Annotated in this window: 14 protein-coding genes; 12 read left to right on the top strand and 2 right to left on the bottom strand. The window is 66.8% G+C overall.

What is annotated here, in order from left to right; all coding sequences use genetic code 11:
• Positions 1-28 precede the first annotated feature (28 nt).
• Complete coding sequence (locus GSI01S_RS14260) at positions 29-1060, top strand: alpha/beta hydrolase (protein ID WP_411815636.1); 1032 nt, start codon at positions 29-31, stop codon at positions 1058-1060.
• Positions 1061-1084: 24 nt separating this feature from the next.
• Here GSI01S_RS14260 and kstR read toward each other — a convergent pair whose 3' ends face one another.
• Positions 1085-1711 (bottom strand): cholesterol catabolism transcriptional regulator KstR, encoded by a 627-nt coding sequence (gene kstR, locus GSI01S_RS14255; RefSeq protein ID WP_085950754.1) that lies wholly within the window; start codon positions 1709-1711, stop codon positions 1085-1087.
• A 168-nt stretch (positions 1712-1879) separates the two neighbouring features.
• Here kstR and GSI01S_RS14250 point away from each other — a divergent pair, with 168 nt between their 5' ends.
• From GSI01S_RS14250 to GSI01S_RS14200, 11 genes are all read left to right on the top strand, one after another.
• Positions 1880-4051 carry an acyl-CoA dehydrogenase family protein gene (locus tag GSI01S_RS14250; RefSeq protein ID WP_006897294.1) on the top strand — a complete coding sequence of 724 codons (2172 nt, stop codon included), beginning with the start codon at positions 1880-1882 and terminating at the stop codon, positions 4049-4051.
• Between the two features lie 116 nt (positions 4052-4167).
• Complete coding sequence (locus tag GSI01S_RS14245) at positions 4168-5259, top strand: acyl-CoA dehydrogenase family protein (protein WP_006897293.1); 1092 nt, start codon at positions 4168-4170, stop codon at positions 5257-5259.
• The gene (locus GSI01S_RS14240; protein ID WP_006897292.1) at positions 5250-6416 is read left to right on the top strand and encodes an acyl-CoA dehydrogenase family protein; all 1167 of its coding nucleotides are present in this window, start codon (positions 5250-5252) and stop codon (positions 6414-6416) included. Before GSI01S_RS14245 ends, GSI01S_RS14240 begins: the two co-directional genes overlap by 10 nt.
• A gap of 8 nt (positions 6417-6424) precedes the next feature.
• Entirely contained in the window at positions 6425-7459 is a 1035-nt protein-coding gene (locus GSI01S_RS14235) for a bifunctional MaoC family dehydratase N-terminal/OB-fold nucleic acid binding domain-containing protein (RefSeq protein ID WP_006897291.1), read from the top strand.
• The gene (locus GSI01S_RS14230; protein ID WP_006897290.1) at positions 7456-7857 is read left to right on the top strand and encodes a hotdog family protein; all 402 of its coding nucleotides are present in this window, start codon (positions 7456-7458) and stop codon (positions 7855-7857) included. The genes GSI01S_RS14235 and GSI01S_RS14230 overlap by 4 nt, the downstream gene beginning before the upstream one ends.
• Positions 7857-9035 carry a lipid-transfer protein gene (locus GSI01S_RS14225; protein ID WP_006897289.1) on the top strand — a complete coding sequence of 393 codons (1179 nt, stop codon included), beginning with the start codon at positions 7857-7859 and terminating at the stop codon, positions 9033-9035. The genes GSI01S_RS14230 and GSI01S_RS14225 overlap by 1 nt, the downstream gene beginning before the upstream one ends.
• 40 nt (positions 9036-9075) lie before the next feature.
• Positions 9076-10701, top strand: coding sequence for an AMP-binding protein (locus GSI01S_RS14220; protein ID WP_006897288.1), 1626 nt, complete (start codon positions 9076-9078; stop codon positions 10699-10701).
• 134 nt (positions 10702-10835) lie between these two features.
• Entirely contained in the window at positions 10836-11204 is a 369-nt protein-coding gene (locus GSI01S_RS14215) for a DUF732 domain-containing protein (protein WP_006897287.1), read from the top strand.
• A 35-nt stretch (positions 11205-11239) separates the two neighbouring features.
• Complete coding sequence (locus GSI01S_RS14210) at positions 11240-11653, top strand: hypothetical protein (RefSeq protein ID WP_006897286.1); 414 nt, start codon at positions 11240-11242, stop codon at positions 11651-11653.
• Positions 11654-12223: 570 nt separating this feature from the next.
• Positions 12224-12919 carry a hypothetical protein gene (locus GSI01S_RS14205; RefSeq protein WP_006897285.1) on the top strand — a complete coding sequence of 232 codons (696 nt, stop codon included), beginning with the start codon at positions 12224-12226 and terminating at the stop codon, positions 12917-12919.
• Positions 12920-13054: 135 nt separating this feature from the next.
• Positions 13055-13327, top strand: a complete 273-nt coding sequence (locus GSI01S_RS14200; RefSeq protein ID WP_006897284.1) for a hypothetical protein — start codon at positions 13055-13057, stop codon at positions 13325-13327.
• Positions 13328-13337: 10 nt separating this feature from the next.
• On the opposite strand, the gene GSI01S_RS14195 is transcribed toward GSI01S_RS14200, so the two are convergent.
• A complete protein-coding gene (locus GSI01S_RS14195) occupies positions 13338-14960 on the bottom strand; it encodes an ABC-F family ATP-binding cassette domain-containing protein (protein ID WP_006897283.1) in 1623 nt (540 codons plus the stop codon).
• Positions 14961-14991: the final 31 nt, after the last annotated feature.

Raw genomic sequence — 14991 nt, 5'->3', positions numbered from 1 at the left:
GTGATTGGTGGGGCAAAAGGGGTTTGCAGTGCGACGATTCAGTTCACGAGCCGCGGTGGTCGCGGGAGTCTGCGCTCTCTTCTTGACGGGCGCCGGGGTGGCCTCGGCCGATCCGGCGACGTCCGCACCGAAGGAACCCGCCACGGCTCAGCTTCCCGCGCGTGTCGTGTCGCTGACGAACGTGGCACCCCAGGAGTCACTCCTGGAGGTGTACTCCGCCGCGATGGGGCGGACTATCTCGCTCAACGTGCTCCGGCCCGAGGACGATGCCCCGGCGCCGGTCCTGTATCTGCTCAACGGTGCGGGAGGCGGCGAGGACAGCGCCACCTGGCGCGCCAAGACCGACTACAAGAAGTTCTTCGCCGATAAGCGGGTCAATGTCGTGACGCCGGTGGGCGGGGCCTTCTCGTACTACACGGACTGGCAGCGCGACGATCCCGTGCTGGGCCGGAACAAGTGGCAGACCTTCCTCACGGAGGAACTGCCGCCGCTGGTCGACAAGGCCTTGAACACCAGCGGTGCGAACGCGATCGCGGGCATCTCCATGTCGGGGACCTCGGTGTTCAACCTCGCGATCGCGGCGCCCAAGCTGTACCGGTCGGTGGCTGCGTACAGCGGATGCGCACGGACCAGCGATCCGCTGGGCCAGGCGTACATCCGCACCGTCATCGGCGACCGCGGCCGCGGTGACATCACCAACATGTGGGGACCGCTCGACGGGCCGGGATGGCGGGCCAACGACCCCTACCTGCACGCGGCGGCACTGCGCGGTGTGAAGGTTTACATGACCTCCGGCAGCGGACTGCCGGGCCGGTACGACACCCTGGATGCGAGACTGATCAAGGGGGACCCGGCGGTTCTGGTGGATCAAGTGGTGATGGGCGGCGTCATCGAGGCCGCGGTCCGCAGCTGCACCGTGCAGATGGAGCAGGCGCTCAAGACGGCCGGCGTCGACACCGAGGTGATCTCGCGGCCGCTGGGCACCCACTCCTGGGAGTACTGGCAGCAGGATCTGCACACCACGTGGCCGATGATCGCCAAGGATCTGGGAACGGCCTGATCGGCACGAGTGTGTGACGCGGTGTCAGTCGCGGTCGAGTAGCAATCGGACGGTCAGTTCCATCCGGTTGGTGACGTCGGTGGCCGATGCGCGCCGGGTCAGCCACTGCACCAGATTCGACATCCACACGTCCGAGATGACGCGGGCGATCGCGAGATCCTGGGCGGTCGGCTCGGCAGCCGGGTCCGCGTCGTCGATCATCGCGCCTGCGAGCAGTCGGTCGATGATGGTGGCGACTCGGTTGACCTCGCTGGTGGCCGAGGCGTCGGCGAACATGAAGGCCCGCGTCATCGCTTCGGTGAGCAGCGGATCCTTCTGCATCGCGAACGTGATCATGTCGAGGACGAAGCGCAGTCGCTCCACGGCGGTGTCACCCTGCAGGACGCTGCGGTCGGCGCGCGACTCCACCTTCTCGAGTTCGCGGGCGAGTGCGGTCACCAGCAGGTGCACCTTGGACGGGAAATAGCGGTACAGCGTGCCGACGGCCACGTCGGCCTTGTCGGCGACGGCTCGCATCTGGACGGCGTCGTATCCACCCTTCGATGCGAGCGCCAGGGTGGCGTCGAGGATGCGCCTGCGTCGTTCACGCTGTGCGGCGGATCCGACCTCGGCACCGGACAGTTGAGCGGGGGCTGGAGGCGGCGCCGGCATATCGGTCTCGGTCTTCGTCGTTCCCGCGCCAGCCATAGGTTTCCGTCTCCTCCGTTACGTCACGTCCATCGGCCGCCAGTTGGCAGCCGCCCTCCGATGGTGTACACCCAATGGATATTAGAACAGGTTCTAATTGACGTTACCAACAGAATCTCGGAGGAGGTCTCGGTGACAATCGCCACGTCAGCGGACCAAAGGGTTGTAAGTGACAGTATCGCTGCTTGGGCTCAGGCGCGCGATGTTCGCTCCGCGGTGCGGGGCGATCTCGACCACTCGGCGGACTCCTGGCGTCCGCTGTGGACGCAGATCGCGGACCTCGGGCTGTTCGCCGCCGGTGTTCCGGAGAGTGCGGGAGGTGCAGGCGGCAGCGTCGAGGACGTCGCCGTGATGTTCTCCGCCTGCGGTTCGGAGCTGGTTCCCGGTCCGCTTGCGCCGACGATGGCCGCCGGATACGTGCTGGCCACGCAGGGTGCGGAACTCGCCGACGAGGTGATGGCCGGACAGCGCCCGGTGGTGGTGCCCGCCACCGCGGTCGCCGAGTCCGCGGGCTTCGGCGTGGTCGACGGCTCAGTGGACCTCGGTCTGATCCCCGCGTACGTGTCCGACGCACTCGTCGCCGCACCGCTGACATTCGACGGCGGCACCGTGCGGTGGCGCCTCATCGATCCGGCATCGTGCCGCATGGAGACCGACGCGGTCGCCGGGCCCCTGGACGGCACGGCGGTCCCGGTGCGGGTGCGGGTGTCGGAGCTCTCGGAGGAGGAGACGCTCGCGCTGGACGACGGTGAGCTGTTCGTGGCCCTCCTGCACGTCGGCGTGATCGCCTATCAGGCCGGGGTCGCCGCGCACGTCCTGGACCTGGCGGTCGACTATGCGAAGGTCCGCACCCAATTCGGTGCGGTGATCGGGTCGTTTCAGGCGATCAAGCAGATCTGCGCGGACATGCTCTGCCGGAGCGAGCAGCTCGCCGCCGCCGCATGGGACCTCGCTCGCGCGCTCGACGACGCGCGGACCGGTACCGGTGATCAGGGTCGTGACCAGGTGGAACTGAGCAGGCTGGCGGCCGCGGTGCTGACCGCGGATCTCTCGCCCGCCAACGCGAAGGACGCCATTCAGGTCCTCGGCGGCATCGGCTTCACCTTCGAGCACGACGCGCACCTGTATCTGCGTTCCGCGCTCGCCGCGCGCATGCAGCTCGCCGCCGGGGAGCCCCAGCGCGCGGCGTTGGCCGAGCTCGGCCGTGCCGGCGGCCGCCGAGAGTTCTCGCTCGACCTCGCCGACGCCGAGGCCCGCAGGCCCGCGATCGCGGCCACCGCCGAGGCGATCGCGGCGGTACCGGAGTCGGAGCGACGCGCCGAGCTCGCTCGCACCGGATTCCTCGCCCCGCACTGGCCGGAGCCCTACGGATTGTCGGCCGATCCGGCGTTGCAGCTGCTCATCGACGCGGAGCTCGACCGGGTCGGCGTGGTCCGCCCCGACCTGGTGATCGCCGGATGGGCGCTGCCGACCATCCTGGAGCACGGCACCGACGAGCAGCGCGAGAAGTTCGTCTCGCCCACCCTCGCGGGCGAGATCCGCTGGTGCCAGCTGTTCAGCGAACCCGAGGCGGGCAGCGATCTCGCATCACTGCGCACGCGCGCGGTCCGCACCGACGGCGGCTGGCTGCTGACCGGACAGAAGATCTGGACGTCGGAGGCGCACATGTCGCAGTGGGCGGTGTGCCTGGCGCGGACCGATCCGGACGTGGCCAAGCACAAGGGCATCACGTATTTCCTGGTCGACATGTCGGCACCGGGCATCGACATCCGTCCGCTGCGGGAGCTGACCGGCCGGGCGATGTTCAACGAGGTCTTCCTCGACAACGTTTTCGTGCCCGATTCCATGGTGGTCGGCGACGTCGGAAACGGCTGGCGCCTGGCGCGCACCACCCTCGCCAACGAGCGTGTCGCCATGGGCGGGTCCGGGCTGGGCAAGGAGGTGGATGCGCTGCTCCGGCAACTCGACAGCAGCGGCGCCGAACTGACCGGGGCCCAGACGCTCGAACTGGGCCGGATCATCGCCGACGCCCACATCGGACGGGTGCTCGACGCGCGGTCGGTGGCTCAGCGGCTCAGTGGCACCGACCCGGGCGCCACGTCGAGTGTCCGGAAACTGATCGGTGTGGTGCACCGGCAGTCGGTGCCCGAGTTCGCCACCGATCTGCTGGGGTGCGAGGGGCTGGGCGCCACCGCCGCCACCGACCTGCTGCTGCTGAATCGCTGCCTCTCGATCGCCGGTGGAACCACCCAGATCCTGAAGAACGCAGCGGCTGAACGGATTCTAGGTCTACCCCGCGGCTGAGCGGGAAACGCGTCGACAACGGCATGAAAATCGCAGGGCATCGGCAAGATGTGACACCGGTCTCTGGGTCTCTGATAAAATAGAACAAGTTCTAATACTGCTGGAGGAGGAGCCGGGTGGATTTCACCCTGGAGCCCACCGCTGCTGCGGTCCGCGACGTCGCCGACGAGGTGATGCGCCGACTGCAGCCGGACTGGGAGAGCAAGTTCACCGAAGGAGCCGGCGGCTTCGACGCCGCCGCATGGGAGGCGCTCACCGGAGCCGGAGTCACCGTGCTTCCGCTGCCCGAGTCGCTCGGAGGCGACGGGCTGGCGATCGATTCGCTGGTGCCGCTGCTGACCCGCGCGGGTCACGACGCCGTCGTGGCTCCGCTGATCGGGACCCTGGTCTCCGGACTGGTGCTGGCTCGGTCGTCCTCGGCGGCCGAGCACGCTCGCGCCATCGCCGAGGGCGGCTGGCACGCCGTCGCGATCGGCGAACGGGGTCGCGCACTGGGTGAGGCCCCGACGGTCACGCTCACCGACACCGTCGACGGGGCCCGGCTCGACGGCGTCAAGACCGGCGTGCTCGCGGCCGAAGGCGCATCGGCGCTGCTGGTGGTGGCCGACAGAGGCGTCGCCGTGGTGACGCCCGACGCCGCCGGCGTCGAGATCAGCCGAACCACCGCGTCGTCGGGCTGGGGCGAGTACACGGTCGTGTTCGACGGTGTCGCCGTGCCGCACTCGCACGTCGTCGCCGACGATCCCCGCCCGGCCGTCGACGCGTACCGGGCGCTGTTCGCCGCGTACGTCGACGGACTGGTGGCCGGCGCGGTCAAGCGGACCGCCGAGCACGTCTCGACCCGCCACCAGTTCGGCAAGCCGATCGCCGGATTCCAGGCCGTCGGCCAGCAGTTGGCGGACGTCTATGTGATCTCCCGGACCATGAATCTGGTCGCCACGGCGGCGGCGTGGGACATCGCGAACGGAGTCGATCCCGAGCAGGATCTCGCCACGGCGATGTATTGGATCGCCGCCGAACTGCCGGCCACTCTGCGCACCATGACGCACCTGCACGGCGGCGTCGGCGTGGACGTGACCTACCCGCTGCACCGCTACTTCTCACTGGTCAAGGACGCCGCTCGTCTGGCGGGCGGCGCACACGCCACGCTCGACAAGCTGGCCGACGAGACCGTTCCCGCCGGACAGGAGGCGCTCGCATGTTCGTAGCGTTCACCGACGAGCAGATCGCCCTGCGCGACGAATTGCGCGCCTACTTCGCCGGCCTCATCAGCCCGGACGAGGAGCGCACGATGCGCACCGAGCGGCACGGTCCGAGCTACCGCAACGTCATTTCCCGCATGGGCGCCGACGGCTGGCTCGGTGTCGGCTGGCCGAAGGAGTTCGGCGGCAAGGGCTTCGGCGAGATCGAACAGCAGATCTTCACCAATGAGGCGGTGCGGGCCGACGTTCCGCTGCCGTCGGTGACTCTGCAGACCGTCGGCCCCACCCTGCAGCGCTACGGGACTCAGGAGCAGAAGGACTTCTTCCTGCCGAAGATCCTCGCCGGCGAGGTGCACTTCGCGATCGGCTACACCGAACCCGACGCCGGTACCGACCTCGCCTCGCTGACCACGCGGGCCGTCGTCGATCCGGCCACCGGCGACTACATCGTGAACGGTCAGAAGATCTTCACCACCGGCGGCCACGACGCCGATTACATCTGGCTCGCCTGCCGCACCGATGCCGAGGTGCCGAAGCACAAGGGCATCTCGATCCTCATCGTCGACACGAAGGATCCCGGCTTCACCTGGACGCCGATCATCACCGCCGACGGTGCGCACCATGTCAACGCCACCTACTACAACGACGTCCGCGTGCCCGCGAGCATGCGCGTCGGAGAGGAGGGCGATGGCTGGAAGCTGATCACCACCCAGCTCAATCATGAGCGCGTCATGCTCGGGCCGTCGGGGCGCATCGGCGGGCTGGAGGACCGACTGCGCGCGTGGGCCCGGTCCGCCCAGTACGAGGGCGCCCCGGTGATCGAGCAGGAACAGGTGCGACGGCTCCTCGCGCAGATCGGCGCATACGAGCGGCTCAACGAGCTGCTGAACTGGCAGGTCGCGTCGAACGGAGAGATCTCCATGGCGGACGCCGCGGCGACGAAGGTCTTCTCCACCGAGCGGCTTCAGACGATCTACCGGCTGATCGACGACGTCGTCGGACGCTTCGGCGACTTCACCGAACCGGTCACGTCGGAGTTCGCCGAATGGCTCGACATGCAGGCGAAGCGCAACGTCGTCATCACCTTCGGCGGCGGTGTCAACGAGGTGATGCGCGACATGATCGGCACGGCCGGCCTCGGCCTGCCGCGGACGAAGCGATAGGGGGCGGGATGACGATCACCCGAGAGTCGATCACCGGGCAGTCGACGCCTGAGCAGATCCGTGCCGCGGCGGCTGAGATCGCCGCCCGGGGCGCCAGCGCTCCCCGGACCGGCCGGGACCCGATCAACCAGCCGATGGTGAACAACTGGCTGGAGGCGATGGGCGACGAGAACCCCATCTACGTCGACGACACCGCAGCGCGCGCCGCCGGTCATCCCGGCGTGGTGGCGCCCCCGGCGATGGCGCAGGTGTGGACGATGCGCGGGCTGCACGGTGTCCGTACCGACGACGATCCGCTGGGTCTGGCGACTGAACTCTTCGACGCGGCCGGCTACACCTCGGTGGTCGCCACCAACTGCGACACGGTGTACCACCGGTACACCCGTCCGGGTGAGGAGGTGACGATCACCTCGGAACTGACCGAGGTGGTGGGGCCGAAGCAGACCGCGCTCGGGGAGGGCTGGTTCTTCACCACGCGCAACACCTGGCGTGTGGGCGAGGAGACCGTCGCCGAGATGGACTTCCGGATCCTCAAGTTCCGTCCCGCCGCACCGGTGTCGGAGACACCGCGGGAACAGACCGCCGACTTCGCCGGTCTCGATCCCACCAAGCTCATTCGACCGTCGGCCTCGCGCGACACCCGTTTCTTCTGGGACGGCGTGGCCGCCCACGAACTGCGCATTCAGAAGGTGCAGGACGGCTCGCTTCGGCATCCGCCGATTCCCGCGGTCTGGACCGAACGCGGCGCCGACGGCGAGTACCCCGACACCGACTACGTGGTCGCGGCCGGGACCGGCACCGTGTACAGCTACGTCGTCCACCACGCGCCGCGGGTCCCGGGACGGGAACTGCCTTTCGTGGTGGCGCTCGTGGAGCTCGACGAGGGCGTCCGCATGCTGGGACAGCTGCGCGGCGTCGATCCGGACGCGGTGCGGATCGGAATGCCCGTCGAGGTGGAGTTCCTCGATTTCCCGGGAGACGACGACTCCGGCGGCGAGCCGTGGTCGCTCTATGCATGGCGAGCGAAGGAGACGGCGAAGTGACCGTGCAGACCATCCAGGTGGGCCAGACGCTGCCCCCGCTGGTGATCGACGCGTCGCCGACCTTCGTCGTGGCATCGGCGATCGCCACCCGCGACTATCAGGACGTCCATCACGATCGAGACCTGGCCCAGCAGAAGGGCTCGAAGGACATCTTCGTGAACATCCTGACCGACACCGGTCTGGTGGAGCGCTTCGTGACCGACTGGGCGGGTCCGCGGGCGCGGATCGGCGCCATCGAACTCAAGCTCGGGGTGCCCTGGTACGCCTACGACACGCTCACCTTCACCGGTGAGGTGACGCAGGTGGACGACGTCGCCGTCACTGTCGCGGTGACCGGCACCAATTCTCTTGGCAAGCACGTGATCTCCAAGGTCACCTTCACCCGCGAGGAGGCGTGATGACGGACCGGACGCTCTCCGGCAAGGCCGCGATCGCCGGGATCGGCGCCACCGACTTCTCGAAGAACTCGGGCCGCAGCGAACTCCGGCTGGCCGCGGAGTGCGTGAACGCGGCCCTGGCCGACGCCGGCCTGTGCGCCACCGACGTCGACGGCCTGGTGACCTTCACGATGGACACCAATATGGAGATCGCGGTGGCGCGGGCGACGGGCATCCCCGAACTCAAGTACTTCTCCCGCATCCACTACGGCGGCGGCGCCGCGGCGTCGACGGTGCAGCAGGCGGCGATGGCGGTCGCCACCGGCGTATGCGACGTGGTGGTCGCCTATCGCGCCTTCAACGAGCGGTCGGGCAACCGATTCGGCCAGGTCAACGCGGCTGTCGCCAACCAGGAGAATTCGTCGGGCACCGACAACGCCTTCTCGTACCCGCACGGACTCTCGACGCCCGCGGCGTTCGTCGCGATGGTCGCGCAGCGGTACATGTACGAGTACGGGGCCACGAGCGAGGACTTCGGGCGCATCGCGGTGGTGGACCGCAAGCACGCGGCGACCAATCCGAACGCCTTCTTCTACGGCAAGCCGATCACCCTCGAAGACCATCAGGCCTCGCGCTACATCGCCGAGCCGCTGCATCTGCTCGACTGCTGCCAGGAGTCCGACGGCGGTGTCGCCATCGTCGTCGTGTCGCCCGAGCGAGCGAAGGACCTCAAGCAGAAGCCGGTGACGATCGCCGGTGCCGCATCGGGCAGCGGTACCGACCAGTTCATCATGACCAGCTACTACCGGGACGCGCTGCCCGAGCTGGCGGAGATGGGACTGGTCGGGCGGCAATTGTTCGCGCAGTCCGGACTCACGCCGTCCGACATCGACATGGCGGTGCTGTACGACCACTTCACGCCCTACACGCTCATTCAACTCGAGGAACTGGGTTTCTGCGGACGCGGAGAGGCGAAGGACTTCGTCTCACAGCCCGGTGCACTCGAAGTGGGCGGTGTGCTGCCGCTCAACACACACGGCGGCCAGCTGGGCGAGGCGTACATCCACGGTATGAACGGCATCGCCGAAGGGGTCCGTCAGCTGCGCGGTACCTCCGTCAACCAGGTCGACGGCGCCGAGCACGTCCTCGTCACCGCGGGCACCGGCGTGCCCACCTCGGGCCTGATCCTGTCCGCCTGACCCCGACCCCGTCGGTTCCCTCCCAAGGAGATCAACAAAGATGAAGTTCAACCTCGCAGACGTCTTCGAGACCGTCGTCGACGCTGTTCCCGAGCGCGTGGTCCTCACCTGGGAGGGCCACGACTACACGTACGCCGAGCTCGACAGGCTCGCCAATCAGGTGGCGCATCACTTCGCGGCGCACGGGGTCGGCAAGGACGACAACGTCGCGCTGTTCCTGAAGAACAGCGTCGAGCACGTCACCTCGCTGATCGGCCTCATCAAAGTCCGTGCGGTGCCGGTGAACGTGAACTACCGCTACACCGACTCCGAGCTGGAGTACATCTTCGACAACTCCGACTCGGCCGCCATCGTCGTGGAGCTTCCCGAACATCAGCGCAGCGTCGCGAACCTGATGGCTTCGCTGCCCGAACTGCGTACCGTCTTCGTGATCGGCGAGGCGGTGGACGAGCTGACCGCCGCGGCGGCCGCCCTCGACGGCCGCACCGTCGAGATCGTCGATTTCAACGGCTACATCGCCCGGTCCACCGAGCGCGACTTCGAGAAGCGGACCGGTGAGGAGCTGTACCTGATCTACACGGGCGGCACCACGGGTTATCCGAAGGGCGTCATGTGGCAGCATGACGACTTCTTCCGCAAGCCGATCTCCGGCGGCAACCCCTACGGACCGCCGCGCGCGGATCTCGCGGAGCTGGCCAAGGAGGTCCAGAACTTCCCGTCGCTGTCGTTCCTGATCGCCGCGCCGCTCATGCACGGAGCCGCCTCGTACTCGCTGTTCACGTTCATTTCGCTGGGCGGGCGTCTGATCCTGGAGCGCGACTTCGACGCCGCCAAGATCGTTCGCAACATCGGCAGGGACAAGACGCAGATGATTCTGATCGTCGGCGATGCGATGGGCATGCCCTTGGCCGACGAGATGGAGAAGCAGAAGGACACCGCCGACTTCTCGACCCTGTTCTCGATCACCTCGGGCGGCGCGCTGTGGAGTCAGAGCGTCCGGGAACGGATGCTCGCGGTGAAGCCGGATCTGATGCTGCGTGACAATTTCGGCGCCTCGGAGTCGGGCAACGACGGCGAGATCAAGATGGACGAGAACGGCAACCTCATGGTGCCGCCGACCGACCGGATGATGGTGGTCGACGAGAAGTTCAACAAGATCACGACTCCCAACGAGGTCGGCCACATCGCCCGCATCGGCAACATCCCGATGGGGTACTACAAGGATCCGGAGAAGACCGCGCGGACCTTCCCGACGCTGGCCGACGGCACACGCATCTCGGTGCTCGGCGACATGGGATACCTGCGCGAGGACGGCAGCATCGTCTTCCTCGGCCGTGGCAGCCAGTGCATCAACACCGGCGGTGAGAAGGTTTACGCCGAAGAGGTCGAAGGCGCTCTGCACGCGCATCCGGCCGTGGCCGACGCCCTCGTGGTGCCTGCACCGGATCCCAAGTACGGCCAGCGCGTCGCCGCAGTCGTGTCGCTGAACGAGGGCTTCGACGAGCCGTCTCTCGAGGAGATCCAGGAGCACTGCCGCCAGACGCTGGCCGGCTACAAGGTTCCGCGCACGGTGGTCTTCGTCGACGAGGTGAAGCGGACGCCGGCCGGCAAGGCCGACTACAAGTGGGCCAAGGCCACCGCCGCTGAAGAAGGCGCGGCCGTCTAGCTCTTTTCGTCGGTCAGCGGACCCTCATGCCTCGTCCTCGATGCGGTGTGAGGGTCCGCTGACGTGAGGCCTGTCGGGCGATACTGTTCAAGACGACCGCTCGATGCACCCACCCACGACCGAACGGACTGTTCATGCGACTTCGATACCTCGTCATCGCCCCGCTGGTCGCGGGCGCGGCCTTCCTCTCCGCGTGCAGCGGCGATGACAGCAGCAACAGCAGTTCCAACGAGTCGACGTCGGAGGCGCGGACCAGCGTCTATCTCCAGGTGGTGAAATCGTCGGGGTCGTCGTACAAGGACGACGACGCGGCCGTCGCGGCAGGCAAGAAGGCGTGTTCGGAACTGGCGTCGGGCAAGTCGATGATGGAGGTTATCGATTCGATGAACACCGAGGCGGGAGGCAAGGGGCAGGCCGCCGCGGTGGTCGGCGCAGCCATTCCCGCGTTCTGCCCGGATCAGAAGGACAAGATTCTGCCGAGTCAGCTGCGACCCAGCAGCTAGTTCCTCGCGGCGTCTCGGATCGTTAGGGTCGGAGGATGCGATTCTTCAACCGGCAGTCGGAGTCTGCGGCAGCCCAAGCGGACGTGGTCGGACCGTTCCAGTTCCGGATCGAGGACATGTTCACCGTCACGGGCAAGGGACGGCTGTTCACCGGGACCGTGGAGTCCGGGACGGTGGTGACCGGTGCGGCGGCCTCGCTGGTGATCGGCGACAGCGTCGTGTTGGTGCAGGTGGCTCGGGTGGAGACTCGGCGTCGCCGTGCGCCGGCCGTTCTGGAGGAGGGGACGGCCGGCGCGATCGGGCTCGACGGACTGCGGATGGATCAGCTTCCCACCAAACCGTACGGCGGTCAGGTGATCGTCGACATCGATGCGATCAAGGGCGGCGTGATCCGATCGAGGCTGGCCTCGGACGTCCCGCCCGCCGGGGATGTCGCTGACGGTCAGTGAAACCGGGGGGCGGTTCTGGGTAGACGGATCGGCGATCGGACGGCGAACTGTCTTTCATGTCGCCCACATCTACGACTCACAGGTCATCGTTCCCTTCGTAGGGAAGCGCCGCATCCCTACGATCTTCTGATATGTCCGTCTTGACCAGGAGTAGTCGCCCAGGAGGAATTACGCCTGGGTAGAATTGGTAGCCTTGCGTCGATGTGAGCAACTGCGAATCGTCCACGCCTTCGACCAGCCATATGTCGACAGGGCGCGTTTACGCGGGCCACGAGCCATCTCGGTGACCGCATCGTCTCCATCGATCACTTGGAAATGAAGTCGTAGTCAACGTTTTCGTGAGGATCCACGCGCGATCTGCCGGCCAGATTATTGCACGCCGCGTCGAGAACCTCTGCGCAGCACGCTCGACGTCGGCGCGGTTTCTCCGGCGTCGATAACGTCTCGTTCACCGGCTCCACTCAAGAGGGCAAGGCCACAGCCAGTAGCCGAGTTTTCGCTCCCAAGCGGACAAGTCCGTACTCGAATCGGACTACGCTCCAAGTAGACAGTTGCCGAGGGGAGTAGCCAATGGCTTCTGAGTGGGCTCGAGATGAAGTGATTCACGATACCGAAGTGGCTGAATGGGTTGATTCGCTGCTCTTTCAGCCATACTCGGGCACTGTCGGATCACTTGTCCCCGGCGGATACGAGAGGTATCTTCGTGTGTTGCACCCAGCGGAAAGGGTCGTCAACGGTGCTCTGATCGGGAACTATCGATGGTCCGACGTTGCGCGAGTCAATGGCAAGGTAGCTCATGCCGAGATGCAATGGTCAAAGATCTCGCAGGGTGAATTCGAACCCCGCGGGGGATGGTGGAATGAAGGCCCTCATCGAATTAACTCTCTTCGGCCGATGGTGACCGACGAGATCGCACATCATCTGGGGCGCGGACTGAACACCCGTTGTGTATTTGCCTTCTGGGAAGGAAATACGGCGTTTCAAGAGATTTCGTCGATGTGTCCGACCGTCCGGATCGGTGCATTCAACTACTACCTCACCATGGGGGATGTGGGCCGTGCGTCAGAGGTACTTGAAGGGATCCGTCCGAACATGTGGTGGGCCGTCGACCAAAGTTGGTTCGTATGCTCGAACGTCGAGCTGGACTCGACGTATATCGGCGCAGATTCGGCTCGTGCTGAGGAGATTGTTCTCAGCCGTTCTCTTGAGTCCTGGCCCACCCTGCGAAGCCATCGAATCACGATAGACGGCGATCGGTTCAACTGAATGCACCAACGACGGGCTGATTACCCGCGGCATACCTGGTTCGCTCGTACCCGAGGTCCCGGGATCGCTTGGGCATGGCTGTTTGCACTCTTGCTGGCTACTCTTACCGCTGTATTCGCGGCAGCAGAGCCCCTGATGCAAGTCACCGACTGTGAGGTATGGAACGCGAGCGATCCCGATTGCAAGGGAAGCGTTCTCGATTTCTACGGCGGCTACTTCCTTGTCAGGGCCTCTGTGCCGCCATTGGCATGCGTGTTGGCGCTGGGGATCCGAACGCCCGCGTTCTCCGTCATCGCCTGCCTCGTCATCGGGTCCAGCATTCTCATTGCTTCATTCATGCTCTACTTCCTCCCAGTCCTTCTCGTTGTCGCGTGCCTCGCCGGGTATCAGGTGGTCGTGTCTCATTGAGGATCGAGTCTCACTCCGGCAGATCGTCCCGCTGCCTCAGGGTCCCGTCCCCGGGCAGTTCCACGACGGTGTCGAGGCCGAGCCTGTTCAGGAACGGGTAGTCGTGGCTGGCGACGATCAGGGCACCGCGGTAAGCATTGAGAGCGTCGGCGAGCTGGTCGACGCTCGTCGTGTCCAGATTGTTGGTCGGCTCGTCGAGAACGAGCACCTGGTGCGGAGGATCGGCGAAGAGCAGCTTCGCCAAGCAGACGCGGAACCGTTCGCCGCCCGAGAGCGTCGACACCGGCCGGTCGACGGTGTCGCCACGCAGGAGGAGCCGCGCCAGGTGATTCCGGATCTGGCCGGTGGCGGTGCCGGGTGCGGCGGCTTGGAGGTTCGCGAGTGCGCCGGCACTCTCGTCGAGACCGTCGAGCCGCTGGGGGAGGACGCCGACACGGTCGGTGAACAGGCGTCCGCCGGGGCGGCCGGCAGTGGGTTCGGCGCCGCTGATCATGTGCCCGAGCAGCGTCGACTTGCCCGACCCGTTCGGTCCGACGATGGCCAGGCGTTCGGGTCCCTGGACGAACACCGACCGCTCGCCGGCGGTGAGTTCGGCGATGCGCCTGCTTCGCGGGACCGCCGGGTCGGGAAGGTCGAGACTGATGCGGTCGTCGTCGCGGACCCGGGCGTCGGCCGCGTCGAGTGCGGCCTGCGCGACCCGGACCTTCTGATCGAGTACCGAGCGCATGGCACCGGCCGATCCCTGCGCGCTGTCGGCGAGCATGCCCGCGACGATCCTCGGGACGCCGCCGTCGCGCTGGGCCTTCTTCGCCGTCCGCTCACGCCTGGCCAGCTTGGTCTCAGCCTCCGCCCGCTGCCGCTTCTCCGTCTTCAACACCTGTTGCGCCGCTCGCGCGGCCTGTACGGCGGCAGCCTGCTCCTGGTCCGCGTGAGCCTTCCACGCACTGTAGGGACCGCCGAAGGTCTCCAGCGCGCCATCGTGCAGTTCGGCGGTCGCATCCATGTGTTCGAGGAGTTCGAGGTCATGGCTCACCACGATCAGTGCACCCGGCCAGTCGTCGATCATCTCAGCGAGGCGAGCGCGCGTCGGGCGGTCGAGGTTGTTCGTGGGCTCATCGAGCAGAGTGATGGCCGTGCGGTGCATCCGCAGACCGGCCACCGCTATCAGCATCGCCTCCCCGCCGGACAGTTCCGCGACCGAACGGTCGACGTCGGCGGCGGAGAATCCGAGACGATCGAGCGATTCGGCCGCGCGCGCTTCGACGTCCCAGTCATCACCGATCGTCTCGAAGTGGCGCGCATCCGCGTCGCCGGACTCGATCGCTCGCAGCGCTTCGAGTACGTCGGCGATGCCGAGGAGTTCGGCGACGGTGGAGTCGCCGGTCAGCGTGACGGTCTGCGGCAGATAGCCGACGTCGCCGGCGGTCTCGATCCGGCCGGACGACGGCGTGAGCCTCCCGGCGATGAGCCGGAGCAGGGTGGATTTGCCGGAGCCGTTGCGGCCGACGAGACCGGTCCGGCCGGCGCCGAACGAGCCGTCGACGCCCGACAGCGCGACGCTGCCGTCGGGCCAGGAGAACGAGAGCGAGACGATCGTGACGGACGATTCAGGCGTGGTGGATGTGTGAGGCATGGTGGAGCTCGATTCACGAGAGTCGCCGCGC

This window comes from Gordonia sihwensis NBRC 108236 (assembly GCF_000333035.1).
Classification (GTDB): domain Bacteria; phylum Actinomycetota; class Actinomycetes; order Mycobacteriales; family Mycobacteriaceae; genus Gordonia; species Gordonia sihwensis.
Note: the sequence above shows the minus strand (reverse complement) of the source record. Positions and strands in the feature narration are given on the sequence as shown.

What these genes read in the sequence shown, in the direction of transcription:
- kstR (WP_085950754.1), bottom strand. Translation starts at nt 1,711, where the DNA reads ATGCCGGCGCCGCCTCCAGCCCCCGCTCAACTGTCCGGTGCCGAGGTC.
- GSI01S_RS14240 (WP_006897292.1), top strand. Translation starts at nt 5,250, where the DNA reads ATGTTCGTAGCGTTCACCGACGAGCAGATCGCCCTGCGCGACGAATTG.
- GSI01S_RS14235 (WP_006897291.1), top strand. Translation starts at nt 6,425, where the DNA reads ATGACGATCACCCGAGAGTCGATCACCGGGCAGTCGACGCCTGAGCAG.
- GSI01S_RS14225 (WP_006897289.1), top strand. Translation starts at nt 7,857, where the DNA reads ATGACGGACCGGACGCTCTCCGGCAAGGCCGCGATCGCCGGGATCGGC.
- GSI01S_RS14220 (WP_006897288.1), top strand. Translation starts at nt 9,076, where the DNA reads ATGAAGTTCAACCTCGCAGACGTCTTCGAGACCGTCGTCGACGCTGTT.
- GSI01S_RS14215 (WP_006897287.1), top strand. Translation starts at nt 10,836, where the DNA reads ATGCGACTTCGATACCTCGTCATCGCCCCGCTGGTCGCGGGCGCGGCC.
- GSI01S_RS14210 (WP_006897286.1), top strand. Translation starts at nt 11,240, where the DNA reads ATGCGATTCTTCAACCGGCAGTCGGAGTCTGCGGCAGCCCAAGCGGAC.
- GSI01S_RS14205 (WP_006897285.1), top strand. Translation starts at nt 12,224, where the DNA reads ATGGCTTCTGAGTGGGCTCGAGATGAAGTGATTCACGATACCGAAGTG.
- GSI01S_RS14200 (WP_006897284.1), top strand. Translation starts at nt 13,055, where the DNA reads ATGCAAGTCACCGACTGTGAGGTATGGAACGCGAGCGATCCCGATTGC.
- GSI01S_RS14195 (WP_006897283.1), bottom strand. Translation starts at nt 14,960, where the DNA reads ATGCCTCACACATCCACCACGCCTGAATCGTCCGTCACGATCGTCTCG.